Origin of the sequence: Pseudomonas sp. 18-147 (assembly GCF_051048045.1) — a bacterium.
Classification (GTDB): Bacteria; Pseudomonadota; Gammaproteobacteria; order Pseudomonadales; family Pseudomonadaceae; genus Pseudomonas; species Pseudomonas aeruginosa.
In genome coordinates this window covers 3,890,234-3,909,859 of the sequence record NZ_CP182296.1, presented here as the reverse complement: position 1 = coordinate 3,909,859, position 19,626 = coordinate 3,890,234, and the positions used below count along the sequence as shown (strand labels likewise).

18 protein-coding genes are annotated in these 19,626 nt (G+C 66.7%); 7 read left to right on the top strand and 11 right to left on the bottom strand.

The features are described 5' to 3' along the window. Nucleotides 1-25: 25 nt before the first annotated feature. From ACM0M4_RS18495 to ACM0M4_RS18480, 4 genes are all read right to left on the bottom strand, one after another. On the bottom strand, nt 26-2,272 hold the full coding sequence (locus ACM0M4_RS18495; RefSeq protein WP_003120440.1) for a xanthine dehydrogenase family protein molybdopterin-binding subunit: 2,247 nt from the start codon (nt 2,270-2,272) through the stop codon (nt 26-28). Then, nucleotides 2,269-2,760, bottom strand: a complete 492-nt coding sequence (locus tag ACM0M4_RS18490) for a (2Fe-2S)-binding protein (protein ID WP_003097907.1) — start codon at nt 2,758-2,760, stop codon at nt 2,269-2,271. Before ACM0M4_RS18490 ends, ACM0M4_RS18495 begins: the two co-directional genes overlap by 4 nt. A gap of 206 nt (nt 2,761-2,966) precedes the next feature. After that, nucleotides 2,967-3,389, bottom strand: a complete 423-nt coding sequence (locus ACM0M4_RS18485; RefSeq protein WP_003120438.1) for a MarR family winged helix-turn-helix transcriptional regulator — start codon at nt 3,387-3,389, stop codon at nt 2,967-2,969. Between the two features lie 38 nt (nt 3,390-3,427). Continuing rightward, nucleotides 3,428-4,333, bottom strand: a complete 906-nt coding sequence (locus tag ACM0M4_RS18480; RefSeq protein WP_003097899.1) for a substrate-binding periplasmic protein — start codon at nt 4,331-4,333, stop codon at nt 3,428-3,430. Between ACM0M4_RS18480 and ACM0M4_RS18475 the strand changes: the two genes are divergently transcribed. Both ACM0M4_RS18475 and ACM0M4_RS18470 read left to right on the top strand, forming a co-directional pair. Continuing rightward, nucleotides 4,332-5,366: an amidohydrolase family protein gene (locus ACM0M4_RS18475; protein ID WP_003097898.1), complete on the top strand. Its 1,035-nt coding sequence runs from the start codon at nt 4,332-4,334 to the stop codon at nt 5,364-5,366. The genes ACM0M4_RS18480 and ACM0M4_RS18475 overlap by 2 nt on opposite strands. Nucleotides 5,367-5,434: 68 nt before the next feature. After that, nucleotides 5,435-5,911 carry a DUF3859 domain-containing protein gene (locus tag ACM0M4_RS18470; RefSeq protein WP_003087466.1) on the top strand — a complete coding sequence of 159 codons (477 nt, stop codon included), beginning with the start codon at nt 5,435-5,437 and terminating at the stop codon, nt 5,909-5,911. A gap of 173 nt (nt 5,912-6,084) precedes the next feature. Here ACM0M4_RS18470 and ACM0M4_RS18465 read toward each other — a convergent pair whose 3' ends face one another. The 7 genes from ACM0M4_RS18465 to ACM0M4_RS18435 all read right to left on the bottom strand — a co-directional run bounded on the left by ACM0M4_RS18465 (nt 6,085) and on the right by ACM0M4_RS18435 (nt 15,334). Beyond that, nucleotides 6,085-6,525 (bottom strand): winged helix-turn-helix transcriptional regulator, encoded by a 441-nt coding sequence (locus ACM0M4_RS18465; protein ID WP_003087468.1) that lies wholly within the window; start codon nt 6,523-6,525, stop codon nt 6,085-6,087. Nucleotides 6,526-6,630: 105 nt separating this feature from the next. Then, nucleotides 6,631-8,256 (bottom strand): methyl-accepting chemotaxis protein, encoded by a 1,626-nt coding sequence (locus tag ACM0M4_RS18460; protein WP_003097894.1) that lies wholly within the window; start codon nt 8,254-8,256, stop codon nt 6,631-6,633. A gap of 154 nt (nt 8,257-8,410) precedes the next feature. After that, complete coding sequence (gene fabB, locus ACM0M4_RS18455) at nt 8,411-9,628, bottom strand: beta-ketoacyl-ACP synthase I (RefSeq protein WP_003087471.1); 1,218 nt, start codon at nt 9,626-9,628, stop codon at nt 8,411-8,413. 11 nt (nt 9,629-9,639) lie between these two features. Further along, a complete protein-coding gene (gene fabA, locus ACM0M4_RS18450; protein WP_003087475.1) occupies nt 9,640-10,155 on the bottom strand; it encodes a 3-hydroxyacyl-[acyl-carrier-protein] dehydratase FabA in 516 nt (171 codons plus the stop codon). Nucleotides 10,156-10,343: 188 nt separating this feature from the next. Beyond that, nucleotides 10,344-12,299, bottom strand: a complete 1,956-nt coding sequence (locus ACM0M4_RS18445; protein WP_003097889.1) for an ATP-binding protein — start codon at nt 12,297-12,299, stop codon at nt 10,344-10,346. Next, a complete protein-coding gene (locus ACM0M4_RS18440) occupies nt 12,296-13,054 on the bottom strand; it encodes a hypothetical protein (protein WP_003132907.1) in 759 nt (252 codons plus the stop codon). The genes ACM0M4_RS18445 and ACM0M4_RS18440 overlap by 4 nt, the downstream gene beginning before the upstream one ends. 171 nt (nt 13,055-13,225) lie before the next feature. After that, nucleotides 13,226-15,334: a TonB-dependent receptor plug domain-containing protein gene (locus ACM0M4_RS18435; RefSeq protein WP_003132906.1), complete on the bottom strand. Its 2,109-nt coding sequence runs from the start codon at nt 15,332-15,334 to the stop codon at nt 13,226-13,228. A 150-nt stretch (nt 15,335-15,484) separates the two neighbouring features. Between ACM0M4_RS18435 and ACM0M4_RS18430 the strand changes: the two genes are divergently transcribed. The 5 genes from ACM0M4_RS18430 to ACM0M4_RS18410 all read left to right on the top strand — a co-directional run bounded on the left by ACM0M4_RS18430 (nt 15,485) and on the right by ACM0M4_RS18410 (nt 19,604). Next, the gene (locus tag ACM0M4_RS18430; protein WP_003097883.1) at nt 15,485-16,507 is read left to right on the top strand and encodes an NAD(P)H-dependent glycerol-3-phosphate dehydrogenase; all 1,023 of its coding nucleotides are present in this window, start codon (nt 15,485-15,487) and stop codon (nt 16,505-16,507) included. A 13-nt stretch (nt 16,508-16,520) separates the two neighbouring features. Next, entirely contained in the window at nt 16,521-16,862 is a 342-nt protein-coding gene (locus ACM0M4_RS18425) for a DUF4389 domain-containing protein (protein ID WP_003097882.1), read from the top strand. Continuing rightward, complete coding sequence (gene sixA, locus ACM0M4_RS18420; protein ID WP_003117751.1) at nt 16,859-17,323, top strand: phosphohistidine phosphatase SixA; 465 nt, start codon at nt 16,859-16,861, stop codon at nt 17,321-17,323. The genes ACM0M4_RS18425 and sixA overlap by 4 nt, the downstream gene beginning before the upstream one ends. 126 nt (nt 17,324-17,449) lie before the next feature. After that, entirely contained in the window at nt 17,450-19,117 is a 1,668-nt protein-coding gene (locus ACM0M4_RS18415; protein ID WP_004342765.1) for an AMP-binding protein, read from the top strand. Between the two features lie 49 nt (nt 19,118-19,166). Continuing rightward, complete coding sequence (locus ACM0M4_RS18410) at nt 19,167-19,604, top strand: hotdog fold thioesterase (RefSeq protein WP_003087490.1); 438 nt, start codon at nt 19,167-19,169, stop codon at nt 19,602-19,604. Nucleotides 19,605-19,626 lie beyond the last annotated feature (22 nt).

Below are 19,626 nucleotides of genomic sequence, written 5' to 3'. Positions count from 1 at the left end.
CGCCGCGGCGCCCCGGGGAAAAGGATCAGGCCTGCGCGCTGCGCAGCGCCGCGAGTACGCGTTCCGGAGTGAACGGCACCTGTCGCAGGCGCGCCCCGGTAGCGTCGAAGATCGCATTGGCGATGGCCGCGGCGCTGGGCACCGAGGCTGACTCGCCAGCGCCCATCGGTGGCTGCTCGGGGCGGTCGAGCAGCAGTACGTCGATCTCCGGCAGTTCGGGGAAGCCGAGGATCGGGTAGCCGCCCCATTCCAGGCTGGTGACGCCACGGCGGTCGAAGGTGGCGAACTCCTTGAGTACCCTGCTGGTGGACTGGATGACGTTGCCGTGGACCTGGTGCCTGACCCCATCGGGATTGACCATCTGCCCGCAGTCATGGGCGACCCAGACCTTGGCGACGCGCACCGCGCCGTTCTCCGGGTTCACCTCGACGTCGACGATCCAGGCGGCCCAGGCGGCGCCGAAACCGGGAAACTTGCTGTGGAAGTAGCGCGCATAGGCGAAGCCGCGTCCCTTCAGCAAGCCGTCCCGGCGCGCCTCTGGGTTGGGGGAGGTGCGTGGCTGCCAGCCGGCGCGGGCGACCAGGGCGTCGATCAGCGCCAGGGCGCGCTGGTCGTCCAGGTAGCGGCGGCGGAAGGCGATGGGGTCGATGCCGGCCAGGTGCGCCAGTTCGTCGACGTAGGACTCATGGGCGAACACGTTCGGCAGCGCCGAGACGCCGCGCATCCAGGACGCGCGGACGATAGGGGCGGCGTCGTTGGCCACCACCCGCATCCGCGGGTAGCGGTATTGCGGGATCGCGGTGCGGTCGCCCATGTCGGCCACCTGCGGGGTGGCCGGGATCCGCCCGGTGAGGAGCAGGGCCAGGGTCGGCGCGCCGTTGGAGGGGTAGCAGGTGGCGAAGTCGTAGGCCGCCACCCGGCCTTGCTCGTCGAGACCGCCGCGGACCTCGATCAGTTGCGCGGTGCCTTTCGGTTCCCAGCCATGTTCCTGTTCGCGCATCAGTTGTACCCGCACCGGCCGGCCCACTGCCTGCGCCAGGAGCACGGCGTCGGCGCTGACGTCGTCGGCGCCGTTGCGTCCGTAGCAGCCGGCGGCTTCCATGCGAATCACCTCGATGTCCCCGGTCTCGCGCTGCAGCAGCCTGGCCAGGTCGTTGCGCAGGTCGTGCGGGTTCTGCGTGCCGGACCAGACGCGAGCGCGCTGCGCATCGACCTCGGCGAGGGCGCAGGAAGGGCCGATGGAGGCGTGCAACTGGTAGGGCCAGACATAGGTGGCCGACAGCGGCCGGGCGATGCCCGCGAGGTGCTGCTCGAGACCGGGTGAGTCGTGCAGCGTGCGTGGCTTCTTCGGATGCCGGCGAAGCGTGTCCTCGAGCCGGTCGGGTTCCAGCGGCGGCAGGCCCTGCCAGTCCTTCCAGCGCACCTTGAGCTGGCGCGCGGCGCGGATCGCCTGCTCCTCGCGTTCGCAGACCACGCCGACGAAGTCGCCGATCACGACCACCTTGACCAGCCCCGGCAGCCCGGCGACCGAGCTTTCGTCCACCGCCAGCAGGCCGCTGCCGAGCGGGGCGCTGACATCCGCGCCGGTATAGGGCGGGCGTACCACTCGTCCATGCAGCATGCCGGGCAAGCGCATGTCGTGGACATAGGTCAGTTGACCGGTCAGCTTCGCCGGGATGTCCACCCGACGCACCGGCTTGCCGACCAGACGGTACTCGCTGCGCGGCTTGAGCGGCGCCTTGCCGTCGATGTTCAGGTTGAAGCGCTGGCCTCGCAGCAACTCGCCGTAGCCGATCCGTCGCTGCGGATTGGCGGCGGCGAAGACCTGGCCGTTTTCGCTGCGCAGGCTGTCCGGATGCACCGGGAAATGGCTTCCGGCCTGACGCAGGAGGAAGCGCCGGGCTTCGGCGGCGGCCTGGCGCAGCGGCACGGCGCTGACCTGGATGCTGGCGCTGGCGATGGTCGGCCCCTGGTCCGGTGTGCGACGGGTGTCGCCGAGGATCATCTCGACCTGCTCGAACGCGACGTCCAACTCTTCGGCGACGATCTGCGCCAGTGCCGTGCGGATGCCGGTACCAAGGTCGACGTGGCCGCAGAAGGCGGTGACCTTGCCGTCCGCGGCAATGGCGATGAACGAGTCGACCTGGTCCAGCGGCAGGTCGGTGGCGCCCTGCTCGGCAAGGGCGAGCAGCGGGGCGGGCAGGTTGACGGTGACCAGCAGCAGGCCGCCGGCCTTGAGGAAGCCGCGTCGCGAGGGATTGGCCAGGCTCATGCCGGGTGCTCCTCCTGATGCTCCTTCAGGCTCTCGGCGGCACGCCGCACGGCCTTGAGAATCTCCACATGGGTGCCGCAGCGACACAGGTTGTAGGCCAATTCCTGGCGGATCTCGCCGTCGCTGGGGTTCGGGTTGCGATCCAGCAACGCCTTGGCGGTCATCACCATGCCGTTGATGCAGTAGCCGCATTGGGCGGCCTGTTCGTCGATGAAGGCCTGTTGCAGCGGATGGGGATGGGCGGCATCGCCGAGTCCTTCGAGGGTAACCACCCGGCGGCCTACGGCGGCCTCCACCGGGGTGATGCAGGAGCGGGTGGCGACGCCATCCATCAGCACGGTGCAGGCGCCGCACTCGCCGAGGCCGCAGCCGAACTTGGGACCGTTCAGTTGCAGGTCGTTGCGCAGGACATAGAGCAGGGGGGTATCGGGGGCGACATCGAGGCGCAGGGACTGACCGTTGACGGTCAGGGCAAGGGCATCGCTCATGGCGGTTTCTCCCCATGCCGGCGGCATGGCTGTTCATCAGGCGTATATCCCGTCAGCCGTGCCTGGTAGCATGCGGCTATGCGGGAATTTGTTTGTATACAAACATGTTATGAACGCCTGCGGCGAACTGTCAATGGCAGGCCGCTACGACGAAAGGCGCAGCTCCGGGCGACGCAACGCGGACAAAAGGATAGACCGCAATGGCCTCAGGTCAGGCGAGCGAGCAACCCGCGCAGGGTTTCCTGTTCTTGCGGGGAGAGGGGGGCCAAGGCCTGCCGGTTGATCTCGCGGGCGGCCGCCAGGCCGGCCTCGAGTTCGGCGCGTCCGGCAGGACTGAGGCTGACCAGCAGGCGCCGGCCGTCGTCCGGATCGGCGCTGCGCTGGATCAGTCCCCGTTTGTCCAGGCGCTCGACGACGCCCTTGATGGTCGCGGCGTCCATGGCGGTGAGTCGGCCGAGCTGGTTCTGCGGGCAGGGTCCGGTCTCGCCGAGGCGGACCAGGGCGGCCCACTGGGTGGGGGTCAGGCCGTTGCCGATGCCATTGGCGAACAACGCCGCATAGCGCTGGTTGGCTTGGCGCAGGATGAAGCCGATCTGGTCGTCGAGGCGGTACGGGGCGTTACGGGACATGCTGGACATCGGTGGTGGCGTGAGGGCTTCATTCTAGCTCACGGCCGGTACCAGAGCGCCTCGCGCTGAAAAGGAGTTTTTCCTGGAAGATAGGGGTTTTTCAGCTCGATTATTCTCCGCTGCCGAAGGGCAAGCTTGCCCAGCCGCGTCTTGAAATGTCGCTCGAACAGCCGTTCGAAGCTACCGTCGGCAATCGCCTTCTCCAGGCCCTGGCGAATGGCCTCGGCCAGTTCCGGGCGTTGACGCGAAACGAAGAAATAGAAGGCCGCGGGGTAGTGCAGGGCCACGTGCTGGTCGATCGCCAGGTGCAGCCCGGCGCGGGAGGCGTCCTCCAGTTCTCCGTCGATCACTACGACCTCGCGGGGGAAGACCTCGAAGCGACCGGCATCGAGCATGCGGAACAGGCTCTCGTAGTTCTGGCTGGTCTTCACCTCCAGGCCGTTGGCGCGCAGGATCGGTGTGTCGGCCCAGTCCTGGCGCTGGCCGAAGCGCAGGCGGCGGAGATCGTCGAGGGTCCGCGCCGAGGCCAGGATATCCTTGTTGGCGGCGCTGACCAGGGGAATGCGCCAGCCGATCAGGCCGCGATAGATCGGAATGCGGATCGGCAGCAGGGTCTCTTCCAGGTCGTCGCGGGACTGCGCCCACATCACCTGCAGGCCCGGATCGTCCTGCTCCAGGCGCAGTTGCGCACGGGACTGCGGCATGGGCTGCGCGCTGGGCTCCAGGCGGTAGTCGCCGCCGCTCCTGGCCAGCGCCAGTTGCAGCAGCTCGACGACGTAGGGTTCGGGGTTGCGCCCTTCGGAGTGGCGCGGATAGATCACCCGTTCGCCAGCCCCGGCATGCCAGGCCAGCAGGCCGAACAGCAGGGCCAGCCAGCGGAGCGGCGAACCCTGGCCGAGCGGCAGCGGTCTATGTTCACTCAGGCCTATCAGGAGGAATGCCATGGCTGGCCCCCGTACGCGTGCCCTGTTTTCGACATTGTTCGCCCTGTCCCTGGTGACATCCTTGACCCATGCCAGGGATTATCGCTACAGCGACGCTCACGTGCACTATGTGGATTTTTTCCAGGAAAGCGAAGGCATGCCGCGGCTGCTGGAGGCGATGGACAAAGGCCGGGTCGACCATGTGATGCTCAGCGGCGTCGCGGTCGCCAAGAAATGGCACGAGGACGAGCCGAAGCGGCCGCGCTACTACGCTGGTGACGATGCCGGAGCCTATTGGTACAGCGCCACCGACGTGATCGTGGCGGCGGCGGTGAAATCCCTGCCAGCCGAGCAGCGGCGGCGCGTGCATCCGTTCCTGACCGGTTTCAACCCGACCGACAAGAACGCCGACGCGCACATCCGTCGCATGCTGGAGCTGGACCCGGGACTCTGGCAGGGCATCGGCGAGATCTTTACCCGTCACGACGACCTCACCGCGCTGACCTACGGCGACGTGCCGAGGGCCAACAACGAGGCGCTGGCGCGGGTCTATCACCTGGCCGCCGAATTCGACCTGCCGGTGTTGCTGCACGCCAACGTCACTTCCAAGCGCGAACGCAACCCGCTGTACCTGGCGGAAATCGAGGAGCCCCTGCGCAATCACCCGCATGTGCGGTTCATCTGGGCCCATGCCGGGACCAGCATGGAGATCCATCGCCACCAGAAGAAACTGGACTTCCTCCTGCCGACCCTTCGGCGTCTGCTACAGCGCTACCCGAACCTCTACATCGACCTGTCCTGGTCGGTGTTGCGCCCGTACCTGCTGGACGAGCAGGGCAAGCCCGATCCGCAGTGGCTGGCACTGGTCGAGCGGTTTCCGCAACGCTTCATGCTCGGTTCCGATGTGGTCGGCCAGTTCGACAGCCTGCCCGAGTTGATGGCGAGCTTCGATCCGTTCCTCGACGCCTTGCCCGAGCAGGTCGCTCGCCAGGTGGCGCGGGACAACTTTCTGGCGGTGCTGCCGCGCCAGCCCGCCGATCCGCGAGGCGAATAACCCGGATTCGTCATCAGTCTGTCATGCCGGCGTCATAGGCTCGCGCCAGTCCCATCCAGGAGTGAGTCATGTCCTTCATCCGTTCTTGCATCAGTCGTTCCGTCTTCCTGCTCGGCGCCGGCGTCGCCGTGGCGGCGCAGGCCGAGGTGCGTATCGACGGCCCCATCGAATATGGCGTGTTCGAAAGCCGCTACCAGGACTTCCAGCCCGGCGAACGGGTATTGACCCGTAGCGAGCAGAACATCCAGCAGACCACCGAAGTCCCGGCCAAGCTCGGCACCAAGTTCGGCATGCGTTATCAACTCAGCGGCAAGCAGGAAGGCGATACGCCTTTGACGCTGCTCTACCTCACCCCGGGCGTGGTCACTCCGGATGGTCAGCGGCATGACAAGTTCGAAGTGGTGCAGAAGCTGGTGCCGGGCGCGCCGACCGATGTCATGGCCTACGAATTCACCGAGCCGCACGAAGTGGTGAAGGGCGAATGGCGGTTGATGGTGTTCCAGGGCGATCGCCTGCTGGCGGAGAAATCCTTCGACGTGCGCTGAGCGCGAGCCATGCAAAGCGCTGGTTTTCTTGTGTGGCGTGGATAACGCGGGGGCGCCATTCGCTCTACCGGGCAAGGGTTGCCTGCGTGCGGTAGGGCGAATAACCGCCTGCGGTTATCCGCCGTTTGGGCGGCGTACGAACGGATGCCGTCGGTAGCCTGTTCGTCCTTCGATCAGTCCCTGCTGACCCGGGTATCTTCCGCGGCGAGCGGACTGCCGTCGCCGGCGCGTACCTGCAGGCGCGGCACCGGCTGGCCGCTGTCGCGCTCGACCAGGCGGACATGGGATTCGTCCGGGGCGAAGAAATAGTCCTCGCCCCACTGCCGAATCGCCACCAGCAGGGGGAAGAGCGCGCGTCCCTTGTCAGTCAGACGGTATTCCTGGTGACTGCCGCTTTCGGCCGGGACCGCCACCATCACGCCGTGCTCCACCAGGTTGCGCAGGCGCGCCGCCAGGATGTTCTTGGCCAGGCCGAGGCTCTTCTGGAATTCGCCGAAGCGCGTCAGTCCTTCGAAGGCATCGCGCACGATGAGCATCGACCAGCCGTCGCCGATCACGTCCAGCGGGCGGGCGACTGGACAACTGGCTTGCTTGTGGCTGGTGCGCTTGACCATCTGGGCGGCTCCGGAGGGGGAGAGGATCGGGTTTCATGGTAAAACCCGGGCTCCACGCTGGGCAACCGGAGGAAGTGCGCCGCCGTGAGACGGCGCACGGCATGGTCAGACGACGAAGCGGGTGACCATGTTGTTCAGGTCGATGGCCAGTTGCGACAGTTCCTGGCTGGCGGCGGCGGTCTGGTTGGAGCCGGCGGACGTCTGCAGCGAGATGTCGCGGATGTTCACCAGGTTGCGGTCGACCTCGCGGGCCACCTGGGCCTGCTGCTCGGAGGCGCTGGCGATCACCAGGGTACGCTCGTTGATCTGGCCGACCCGCTCCGCGATCTCGTTGAGCGCCAGGCCGGCGGCTTCGGCGATCTCCAGCATGTTGCGGGCGCGTACGCTGCTGCTGTCCATGGCGCCGACCGCGGCGCCGGTGCCTTCCTGGATGTTGGCGATCATCTGCTCGATCTCGCGGGTGGATTCCTGGGTGCGATGGGCGAGGGCGCGAACCTCGTCGGCGACCACGGCGAAACCGCGGCCCTGCTCGCCGGCGCGAGCCGCCTCGATGGCCGCGTTGAGCGCCAGGAGATTGGTCTGTTCGGCGATACCGCGGATCACGTCGAGGACCTTGGAAATGTCCTGGGCCTTTTCCGCCAGGCCGCCGACCAGCGCCGAGGTATTGTCCACTTCTTCGCTCATCAGGCGGATCGCCTGGACCGTCTCCAGTACCCGCTGGCGTCCGTTCTGCGCCGATTGCTCGGAGGCGGACGAGGCGTCCGAGGTGGAGCTGGCGTTGCGCGCCACTTCCTCGACGGCGGCGGTCATCTCGTTGACCGCGGTGGCGGCCATCTGGATTTCGTCGTTCTGCTGGGTCAGCGAGCGGTTGCCCTGCTCGGTGACGGCGCTGAGTTCCTCCGCGGCGGAGGCCAGTTGGGTCGCCGAGCTGCCGATCTGCTGGATGGTCTGGCGCAGTTGTGCCTGCATGCCCTGGAGGGCGACCAGCAGCTTGGCCGGTTCGTCGCGGCCAGAGGTGTCGATGCGGCTGGTGAGGTCACCGGAAGCGATCACCTCGGCCACTCGCAGCGCCTCGCCGATCGGTTGGGTGATGCTGCGGGTGAACAGCCAGGCCAGTACCACGGTAGCGAGGCCGGCGACCAGCAGTACGCCGATCACTGCGGCGAAGGCGCTGTCATAGACCTCATCGGCCGTGTGGCTGGCCTGGCTGGCGCCCTTGACGTTGAAGTCGATCAGCGCCTGCAGTTGCTGCTGGGTGGCGCGGTACTGGTCGAGCAAGGTGCTTTCGGTGTACTGGCGGGTCTCTTCCAGCGGCTTGCTGCGCGACATCTGCACCAGGGTCTGCTGGCTTTGCAGGAGCGTCTGCCGGGTAGCCAGGTAGCGCTCGTAGATCGAGCGCTCGTCGGCACCACTGATCAGCCGTTGGTAGGCGCCCTCGCGATCGGTCAGTTCCTTGCCGATTTCCGTCATGCGGCTTTCCAGGAAGCGCTTGCTGCTATCGTCCGCCGCCAGCACATGGGCCAGTTGCACCTGCCGCAGTTCGGCGAGCAGAACGTTCAACTCGGCGCTTTCGCGGACGCTAGGCAGCCAGTTGTCGCTGATGTCCGAAGAGGCTTCGTTGAGCGAACCCATCCGGTTCAGGGAAAAGATGCCGGTGATGACCAGCAGAGCGGTGATCAGGGCGAAACTCAGGGCGGCACGGGTCGCGATGGGCATACTGCGCAAAGACATGATGGCGGATTCCAGGGGGCAGGAAGAGGGACGGGGCTGACCAGTACTATCGGCAGGCAGGGCGGGAGGTTTAGCCCGTTCATGCAGTCCGGGTAAAGAAACGCTGGGTACAAAAAAGCGCCCCGAAGGGCGCTTCATGCGGCTATGGAGGGAATCAACCCTGCCAGCGCTTGAGGACCAGGGTGGCGTTGGTGCCGCCGAAGCCGAAGCTGTTGCTCATGACGGTATCGAGCTTGGCGTTCTCGCGGGTCTCGCGGAGAATCGGCAGGTCGGCCACTTCCGGGTCGAGTTCGTCGATGTTGGCGGAGCCGGCGATGAAGCCGCCTTCCATCATCAGCAGGCAATAGATCGCCTCGTGTACGCCGGCGGCGCCCAGCGAGTGGCCGGACAGGCTCTTCGTCGAGCTGATGGCCGGCGCCTTGTCGCCGAACACTTCGCGCACGCCTCGGATCTCGGCGACGTCGCCGACCGGGGTGGAGGTGCCGTGGGTGTTCAGGTAGTCGATCGGCGCGTCGACGGTGGCCAGCGCCTGCTGCATGCAGCGGATCGCGCCTTCGCCGCTCGGGGCGACCATGTCGTAGCCGTCGGAGGTGGCGCCGTAGCCGACGATCTCGGCGTAGATCTTGGCGCCGCGCTTGAGCGCATGCTCCAGCTCCTCGACCACCACCATGCCGCCGCCGCCGGCGATGACGAAGCCGTCACGCTTGGCGTCGTAGGCGCGGGAGGCCTTTTCCGGCGTCTCGTTGTACTGGGTGGAGAGGGCGCCCATGGCGTCGAACAGGCAGCTCTGGCTCCAGTGTTCCTCTTCGCCGCCGCCGGCGAAGACCACGTCCTGCTTGCCCAACTGGATCTGTTCCATGGCCTGGCCGATGCAATGCGCGCTGGTGGCGCAGGCGGAGGAGATCGAGTAGTTGACGCCCTTGATCTGGAACGGCGTGGCCAGGCAGGCCGATACGGTGCTGCCCATGGTGCGGGTCACGCGGTATGGGCCGATGCGTTTGACGCCTTTCTCGCGCAGGGTGTCGATGGCTTCCATCTGGTTCAGGGTGGAAGCGCCGCCGGAGCCGGCGATCAGGCCGGTGCGGGGGTTGGAAATCTGTTCCGGAGTCAGGCCGGAGTCCTTGATCGCCTGCTCCATCGCCAGGTAGGCGTAAGCGGCGGCATCGCCCATGAAGCGGAAGACCTTGCGATCGATCAGCTCTTCGAGGTTCAGGTCGACCGAACCGGAAACGTGGCTGCGCAGGCCCATCTCGGCGTAGGACGGATTGAAGCGAATGCCGGGCCGACCCGCACGGAGGTTGGCGGAAACGGTGTCTTTGTCATTGCCGAGGCAGGAAACGATGCCCAGACCGGTGATAACGACGCGACGCATGCGGATAACCCTTAGAAGCTGTCAGTGGAGGTGAACAGGCCGACGCGGAGGCCTTCGGCACTGTAGATTTCGCGGCCATCGACGCTGACGGTGCCGTCGGCGATGGCCAGGACCAGCGAACGATTGATCGTGCGCTTGATATGAATGTTATACGTGACCTTCTTCGCTGTCGGCAGAACCTGACCGAAGAACTTCACTTCGCCCGAACCCAGGGCGCGGCCGCGGCCGGGGTTGCCCTGCCAGCCGAGGTAGAAACCGACCAGCTGCCACATGGCATCCAGGCCCAGGCAACCGGGCATGACCGGATCGCCTTCGAAGTGACAGGCGAAGAACCACAGGTCCGGGTTGATATCCAGCTCGGCGACCAGCTCGCCCTTGCCATACTTGCCGCCGACATCGCTGATGTGAACGATGCGATCGATCATCAGCATGTTGGGGGCGGGAAGTTGCGCGTTACCCGGGCCGAACAGCTCGCCGCGACTGCAGCGCAGCAGGTCTTCTCGGGTGAAGGCGTGTTGTTTGGTCATGCGAGCTCCTCAAAAATCCCTGAACTGCAGGGTTGTGGCGGTTCGTCCAGCGGCCGTCGCGCCGGGTTATTGTATCGGCGTCGCAGCGGCAGCCTAGTCATAGACTGTTGCGTTGCGGTGAAAGTCACAGTGTCCGGCGAACAGATGTTCACTTTATTCCCGCGTCCGCTTGCCGCCCTTGTCGTAGATCATTCCGGCTCCCCTCGTCCGGTTTCGTTCGATGTCACGGGGAGTTCCGGCTGCGAGCCGATCCAGCGTTGCAGTATGCGTTGCAATTCCGCCCGTTTGAATGGCTTGGCCAGGTAATCGTTCATTCCCGCCTGCAGGCAGTTCTCCCGATCGCCCTGCAGGGCGTTGGCGGTCAGGGCGATGATCGGTACCTGCCGGCCGTTCTCCTGGGCCCTGATTTCCCGTGTCGCCGAGTAGCCGTCGAGCACCGGCAGGCGGCAGTCCATCAGGATCGCGTCGTAGCGCTGGCGCTCGGCGCTGCGTACCGCCTGGATACCGTCGGCGACCAGGGTGACGCGATAGCCGAGGCTGCGCAACATGGCTTCTATGACTGTCTGGTTCACCGGATTGTCCTCGACCAGGAGGATTTCCTGACCGGCGGCGACCGGGGCAGCGTCGCCGGCGGCCTGCTGCCGGTGCGCCGGCGACTGCTGGAAGGGCAGCGGAATCTCCAGGGTGAAGGTCGATCCCGAGCCTTCCTTGCTCTCTGCCTGCAGGGTGCCGCCCATCCGTTCCGCCAGGGTCCTGGCGATCGCCAGGCCGAGCCCGGTGCCGCCGTAGCGTCGGGAAATCGACGAATCCGCCTGCTGGAAGGCGTCGAACATATGTTCCAGGCGTTCCGGCGAGATGCCGATGCCGCTGTCGTGCACCGCGCAGGTCAGCCACAGTACGTCGTGATCGAGAGCCTGCCACTCCAGGCTGAGATGGATGGCGCCTTCCTCGGTGAACTTCAGCGCATTACCCAGCAGATTCACCAGGATCTGTCGGATCCGCGTCGGATCGCCGCAGACCTCGATATTCTCCAGGCCGGCCTGGATCTGCAATTCCAGCGCCAGTCCGCGTTGCTGGGCGCTGTGCTGGAACACCAGGGCGGAGCCTTGCACCAGTTCCAGCAGGTTGAAGGGGATGCACTCCAGTTCCAGCGCGCCGCGTTCGATCCTTGAGAAATCGAGAATGTCGTTGATGACCTTCAGCAGGTGTTCGGTGGACTCGGTGGCCAGCGCCGTGTACTCGGCCTGTTCGCGGGTCTGCTCGGTGGTTTCCAGCAGTTGCAGCATGCCCAGCACGCCATTCATCGGGGTGCGAAGCTCGTGGCTCATCATCGCCAGGAAGTCGGACTTCGCCCGGTTCGCCTGCTCCGCTTCCTCGCGGGCGCTGATCAATTGGCTGATCGCCTGTTCCTGTTCCCGGCTCGCGCGGTCCAGCCCGCTGGCGAGATTGTTGATGTGACGGGCCAGGTCGCCGATCTCGCCGTCGTCGAGGATCGGCAGGCTGGTCTTGTAGTCGCCGCTCTGGATCGCCTCGACCGCCTGGCCCATGGTGCTGATCGGCGCCGACAGGCGCTGCGCCAGGCGGCGCGCGACGAGGAAGGTGAGGATCAGGGCGAAGGCGGCCAGCAGGGCGGCCTTCAGGAGGATTTCCTGTTGCCGCTGGCTGAAGGCGTCGTTGGACATGCCGACCACCACCCGGCCGAGGTAGTCCTCGCCGGACTGGCCGTCGCCTTCGCTGGCGCCATCCAGCAGCGGGTCGCTGGCCAGGGCGATACGCTGGCGCTGGATGGTGGAGTGGAAGATGTCGATCGGCGCGGCGTTCTGCAACGCGCCGGGCAACTGTTCGACGTACACCAGGATATTGTCGTTGCGGTCGCGTACCTCGATGAAGCGCACATGCGGGGTGTCGAGGGTGGCCTGCAGCAGCTTCTGCAGCACGGGCGTGTTGCCGGCGATCACGCCGTATTCGGCGGCCGGCGCCAACTGGTCGGCGATCAACTGGCCGGTATGGGTCAGTTCCTGGCGCAGGTCCTGCAGGCGCGAGTAGGTGAAGTAGGCGGTGAGCAACAGGGTCAGCAGCAGCGCCGGGCCCAGGCTGATCGCCAGCATGCGGGTACGGATGTCCCAGCCGTGGCGCTGGCTCATGGTTCTTCTCCTTCGGCGAGGCGCCGGCCGAGGTCGGCGTCGCTGGCCAGGTCGATACCCAGGGAACGGGCTACCTGCCGATTGCCGAGCACCTTGAAATGCCCTGGATAGAGGCTGAGGGGCCAGTGCCTGGGCGCCTGGCCGAGCAATTCGTCGAGGGTGTCCAGCCAGTCCTCCTGGTCGCTGTAGCTGCTCGCCAGGCTGCCGGCCTTGACGAAGGCTGCGGTGGGTCCGAGCAGCGCGCGGTTCTTGGCGTAGCTGCCGAGCAGCAGGCTCTTGATGCTCTGCGAGTTGTACAGCTGTTTGTCGTCGATGCCGAGCAGCAGGTCACTATTGCCGAGCAGGAACTGCAGCGGGCGCGGGTCGTCGTTGCCGCTGCTGCTGGCGACGAACAGCTCGAGCCCCTGGCTGCGGGCCTCGCGACGAAGCTCGTCGAGGAGGAATTCGCTGTCCTTGCCGTAGAGCACGCCGATGCGCTGGATGCCCGGCAGGATCAGGCGCGCCAGGCGGAGCTGGCGGGCCGCCGGCGGGTCGCTCCAGAGTACGCAGAGCCCTCCGACGCCGTGTCCGCCATGCCCGTTGGCGCCTGGCAGCAGGCGCTGGCCATCGACCCGGTTGAGCAGCAGCGCCAGGGTCGGTGGCGCCCGGTGCTGGCGCAGGCGCCAGGCCAGGGCCTCGGGGCCGAGCAGGAGCAGGCGGGTGTCGTCGTTGAAGACCATCCCCTCCGCCAGGGCCGCGGGCGTGCGCAGTTCCACCTGGTCCTGCGGCCGTCGCTGCGACAGGGCGTCGCGAAAGGCGTTCACCGCGGCCCCCTGGTTGGCGCTGACCAGGACCAGTTGCGCGGCCTCGCCGACATGCGCGAGACAGCAGACGACGAGCGCGAGCAGCGCCTGGAAAGCCCGACGGGCGGGGCGCAAGCGACGCATCTAGAACGTCACCTCGGCGCTGAAGTAGAGCAGGTGGCGGCTGTCGTAGCGGTTGTCGGGAAACGTCAGCGGTTGGTCGTCGAGACGCTGTTGGAGCACGCCGGCCAATTCCAGGGCGGCCTTGCCCAGGGTAATGCGCTTGGCCAGGCGCAGGTCGACGCGTTCGAAACGATGTCCATTGAGCGAATCGTCGCCGTAATAGAAGAGGGCGCTGGACCAGCCTTGGCCCCAGTCGTGCATCCAGCCGGCCGAGCCGCCGTGGCGGGCGGTCAGGCGCCGGTCGTAGCGACTGGTGGCGTCGTAGTCGAGATAGGCGTAGGTGGCGCGCAGGCGGTCGCGTAGGCCCAGGCGCCAGTCGAGCTGGCCTTCCGCGCCGGAGAAGCGGATGCGATCGCCGTTGTCCGGACTGAAGTCGACGACGCTGAGCGGATCGCTGATCAGTCCGGTGATTTCCTCGTGGAACAGGCGTACATCCACGGCCAGTCCGGTCTCGCGGAAAAAACCGTTGTAGCCGATCTCGCGCGAACGGGTGTGTTCCTTGCCCAGGTCGCCGGGGCCGTGGGCGCTGGCGAAGTAGTAGGCTTCGCTCTGCCCATAGGGCGTCGGTGTCAGGTGGCGGACCCGGTAGCGCCAGTCGACGTCGTTTTCGTACATGCCCGGTGACCGCACTGCCTCCGAATAGACCGCGCGCAGGCTGTGCTGGGGGTTGAACAGGTAGTTCACCGCCAGCCGCGGGCTGAACGAACTGCCGGAGCCCTCGACGTCTTCGAGCATCCCCCCGCCCTGCAGCAGCCAGTGTTCGCCGGCATGCCACTCCAATTGGCTGAACAGCCGCCAGATCTGGCTGCTGACCCTGCCGCCGTAGAAGGTCTCGGAGTTTGCCTGGTCGTAGCGGTAGCTCAGGCCGTTCAGCAGGCGCAGGTTGTCGCCCAGGCTGAGGGTGTCCTGCATCTCCAGGTCGTAGCGGCTTTCCCGGATGTTGCGGTCGACCCGTCCGCAGACCGGACGCAGTCCGCCATTGCGTAGCTGGTCGAGGACCTGGGTCGCCAGTTGCAACTCCTGGGCGCTGCCGGGCGGCAGCCGGGTCGGATCGTCGGCGAACCTGCGCAGGTAGTCCGGGTTCAGTTCCCAGAGCTGCGCCAGTTGCGGGCTGAAGGCAATGGCCGCCTCGCAGGCGTTCCATTCCTGCCGGCGCTCCCAGTGCTGTGCGTAGCCTTGTATATAGAAGCTGTGGCGCGGGTCGAGGTCGACATTCCAGCGCAGCGAACCGGCATAGTCGTGGGCGAGCGTATCGGAGTTGTCGATGTCGTCGGGAACCTGGGGAAACGGCGAGCGGTAGGCGTAGGGGTGCTGGTTCGAGCCTTCCTTGGCCGCCAGTTGCCACTCCAGGCTCTGGTTCGGCGCCAGGCTGTGGCTGGCGTTGAGGTTGAAGCGGCTGAGCCGGCGGCCGTCGCGCAGGGCGTGACCGTCGTGGTCGCGGTCGAAGCCGTCGTCTTCCTGGCCGGACAGCGACAGGCGGAAGTCGCTGTCTTCCAGGGCGATGCTCTGGCTGGCGTACCAGTCGCGGATGCCGCGCTGGCCCGCCGTGTACTTCAGGCGCGTGCCGGGCGACTCGCCGGGGGCGCGGGTGATGATGTTGATCACCCCCATCAATGCGTTGGCGCCGTAGCTGACGGTATTCGGCCCACGGAACACTTCGATCCGCTCGACATCCTCGAGGGCCAGCGGCAGGTCGCTCCAGTCGACGCTGGCAAGGCCCGGGCGGTACACCGAGCGGCCGTCGATCAGCACCTGCAGGCGCCGCGCCCCCGACATGCTGGTGCCGTGGTAGTTGACCGTGGGCTGGTTGCCGGACAGGTAGCCGACCATCATGCCCGGGACCAGGCGCATCAGTTCGGGAATGTCGCGGGCGCCGCTGGCGACGATCAGCTCGCGGTCGAGCACGCTGATGCTGCCGGGAACTTCCGCCGGGGATTGTTTCAGGCGTGTCGCGGTCAATACTTCGGGAACGCCGCTGGGATCGTTGAACAGGTCGGCGGCCGCGAGCTTGCCGCCGAACAGCAGGGCCAGCAGGGTCAGGGAGGCGGGAGCACGTGAAGCGATGGGCACGGAACGACCTTGTTCTCGATAGGTATTGTCTGGCCCGGGCATGGTAAACGAGGCGCGGGCTTTTGCCAGCGCCGGCGTCAAGACTGGTCGGCCGGCTGGCCGACCGTATAATGGCGTGATTGCCGCGTGGCGGCCAGAAATGGATGAATCATGACAGAGCAGCAACCGATTGCCGTGCTCGGCGGCGGCAGTTTCGGCACCGCCATCGCCAACCTGCTGGCCGAGAACGGCCAGGCGGTCCGCCAGTGGATGCGCGACCCGGAGCAGGCCGAGGCGATCCGCAGCCGACGCGAGAACCCGCGCTACCTGAAAGGGGTCAAGGTGCATCCCGGGGTCGAGCCGGTCACCGACCTGGAGCGCACCCTGGCCGATTGCCAACTGATCTTCGTCGCCTTGCCCTCCAGCGCCCTGCGCAAGGTGCTGCAACCACACCAGGCGGCATTGACGGACAAGCTGCTGGTGAGCCTGACCAAGGGCATCGAGGCGCACACCTTCAAGCTGATGAGTGAGATCCTCGAGGAAATCGCCCCGCAAGCCCGCATCGGGGTGATTTCCGGCCCGAACCTGGCGCGCGAGATCGCAGAGCACGAGCTGACCGCCACGGTGGTCGCCAGCGAGGACGACGAGCTGTGCGCCCGCGTCCAGGCGGCCCTGCACGGCCGCACCTTCCGCGTCTACGCCAGCCGCGACCGCTTCGGAGTGGAACTCGGCGGTGCGCTGAAGAACGTCTACGCGATCATGGCCGGCCTGGCCGCGGCGATGGACATGGGCGAGAACACCCGCAGCATGCTGATTACCCGCGCGCTGGCGGAAATGACCCGGTTCGCCGTCAAGCTCGGTGCCAACCCGATGACCTTTCTCGGCCTCGCCGGCGTCGGCGACCTGATCGTCACCTGTTCCTCGCCGAAGAGCCGCAACTACCAGGTCGGCCACGCCCTCGGCGAGGGGCTCAGCCTGGAGGAGGCGGTATCGCGCATGGGCGAGACCGCGGAGGGTGTGAACACGCTCAAGGTACTCAAGGAAAAGTCCGACGAGATGCAGGTGTACATGCCGCTGGTCGCCGGTCTCCATGCGATCCTCTTCGAAGGCCGCACCCTGGCGCAGGTCATCCAGCTGCTGATGCGCGGCGAGCCGAAGACCGACGTCGATTTCATTCCCACCACCGGCTTCTGACGAGGAGACCGCCATGTCCGCAGACCCGCAAGCACGCGAATCGATCGCCATCCGCATCCTCTGGATGCTGCTGTTCGTCCTGGTCTGGCAGGTCGCCGAACTGCTCCTCGGGGCGGTGGTGGTGATCCAACTGGTCTACCGACTGATCTACGGCGCGCCGAACGGCAGCCTGATGGCTTTCGGCGACAGCCTCAGCCAGTACCTGGCGCAGATCGGCCGTTTCGGTACCTTCCACAGCGACGAGAAACCCTGGCCGTTCGCCGACTGGCCGAGCGCCCGCGCCGCCGAGGGCGAGGCCGCCCACAGCGTGCCGCCCGCCGCGCACCCGGCGCGCGACGAAGAGCCGAAGTTGTGAAACTCTGGCTGTTGCGCCACGGCGAGGCCGAACCGCACGCCAGCCGGGATTCCGAGCGGCGCCTGACCGCCCATGGACGCAAGGAGGTGCTGCAGAGCGCCGCGCGGCTGGCCGGGTTGCCGCTGGACGGGATTCTCGCCAGCCCCTACGTGCGCGCCCAGCAGACCGCCGAGCTGGTGCGCGAGGCACTGGGCCTGGTCGAGCCGGTCGGCACCGCGCCCTGGTTGACCCCCGACGACGATCCGCGCGAGGTGCTCGGTTTCCTCGACGAGCGCAGCGAGCGCAATCTCCTGCTGGTCAGCCACCAGCCCCTGGTCGGGGCGCTGGGCGGTCTGCTGGTGCATGGCAACCGGCGCGATCCGTTGCCGATGAGCACTGCCTCGCTGGCCGAGCTGGAAGGCGACTTCGCCGCCGCCGGGCTGATGACCCTGGTCTCGCTGCATCACCCGCGGCACGGCTAGGAAGCGCCTGGCACAACGACTACAAACCGAAACATTTCCCGGCTTGCCTGCGGTTGGCTGTGATGGAATATTCGACCAAGCAAGTGCTTGGTCGATCTCCCAGAACAACAACAACGGAGGCGGTACGTGGTCACTGCAAATCGTCTGCCGCTCGAAGTCTTCTTCGAGCGCGAAAAGCGTCATCCGCAACGGCGTTACCTGGTGCAGCCCATCGGTGGCGGCCGGGTCGAGGAGCTGAGCTGGGGCGAGGTGGGCGACCAGGCGCGGCGTGCAGCCGCCTGGTTGCGCAGCCTGGATCTCCCCGCCGGCAGCCGTATCGCGATCATCTCGAAGAACTGTGCGCACTGGATCGTCACTGACCTGGCGATCTGGATGGCCGGGCACGTTTCCGTCCCCCTCTATCCCAATCTCACCGCCGAGTCGGCGCGCCAGGTGCTGGAGCATTCCGAGTCGGCGGTGGTCTTCGTCGGCAAGCTCGACGACTGGCCGGCGATGGCGCCCGGAGTCCCCGAGGGCATACCGACCGTGGCCATGCCGTTGCACCCGGAAGGGCGTTTCGACCGCCAGTGGAGCGACCTGCAGGCCTGCGCGCCGCTCGAAGGCGATACGCCGACCGCCGCCGAGCAACTCGCCACCCTGATCTACACCTCCGGAACCACCGGCGTGCCCAAGGGGGTGATGCACAACTTCAGCAGTTTCGCCTTCGCCGCCAGCCGCGGCGTGGAACTGTTCGGCACCCGCGAAGACGACCGGATGCTCTCCTACCTGCCGCTGTGCCACGTGGCGGAGCGGATGTTCGTCGAGATGGGGTCGCTCTACGGGGGAACCACGGTGTTCTTCGCCGAAAGCCTGGACACCTTCGTCGAGGACATGAAGCGTGCGCGGCCGACCCTGCTGTTCGGCGTGCCGCGCATCTGGACCAAGTTCCAGATGGGGGTGTATTCGAAGATGCCGGCGCAGAAGCTCGACCGCCTGCTGAAGCTGCCGTTCCTCGGCCGCATCGTCGGTCGCAAGGTGCTCGCCGGGCTAGGCCTGGACGCGGTGCGCTACGCGCTCTGCGGCGCGGCGCCGGTACCCGAGGCGCTGCTGCTCTGGTATCGCCGCCTGGGCCTGGATGTGCTCGAGGTCTACGGGATGACCGAGAACAGCGGTTACTCCCACGTCTGCCGGCCCGGCAGGCAGAAGACCGGCTGGATCGGCCAGAACAGCCCCGGCGTCGAGGTACGCATCAGCGACGAGGGCGAGGTGCAGGTGCGTAGCGGCGCGACCATGGTCGGCTACTACAAGGAGCCGGAGAAGACCGCAGAGGTGCTCACCGCCGACGGTTTCCTGCGCACCGGCGACAAGGGCGAGCAGGACGCCGAAGGCAACCTGCGCCTGACCGGGCGGATGAAGGAAATCTTCAAGACCAGCAAGGGCAAGTACGTGGCGCCGGCGCCGATCGAGAACCGCCTGGCGGTGCACGATCGCATCGAGCAGGTCTGCGTGGTCGGCGAGGGCCTCAGCGCGCCGTTGGGGCTCTGCGTGCTCTCCGAGGTCGGTCGCCGGGAGGCCCTCAACGGGACCCGCGGGGCGCTGGAAAGCAGCCTGCGGGCGCACCTGGAACAGGTCAACGGTGCGCTTGACAAGCACGAGCGCCTGGTCGGCCTGGTCCTGGTGCAGGAAACCTGGGCGGTGGACAACGGTTTCCTCACACCGACCTTGAAGATCAAGCGCAATATGGTGGAAGGTGCCTATGGCTCGCGCTTCCACGAATGGGTGGAACGCCGCGAGGCCGTGCTCTGGCACGAATGACTCCCACCGACGGGAAGCCCTTGGCTTCCCCCTTGCGCAAGGAATTCCCATGAGCCTCTGGCGACAAACGCCCGACCTGGAGCAACTGAACGCCTCGCAGAAGAACAGCATCGGCGACCTGCTTGGCATCCGCTTCGAAGCCTTCGACGACGAGTCGCTGACCGCCAGCATGCCGGTCGACTCGCGTACCCACCAGCCGTTCGGCCTGCTGCATGGCGGCGCCTCGGTGGTCCTCGCGGAAAGCCTGGGCTCGATGGCCAGCTACCTGTGCGTCGATACCAGCCAGTACTACTGCGTCGGCCTGGAAGTGAACGCCAACCACCTGCGCGGCCTGCGCAGCGGCCGGGTCACCGCGGTGGCCAGGGCGATCCACCTGGGGCGCACCACCCATGTCTGGGACATCCGCCTCAGTGGCGACGACGGCAAGCCGAGCTGCATCGCCCGCCTGACCATGGCGGTGGTGCCATTGGCGGGCAGGGCGGGCTGAGCGCGGTCCGCAATTTTGTCCA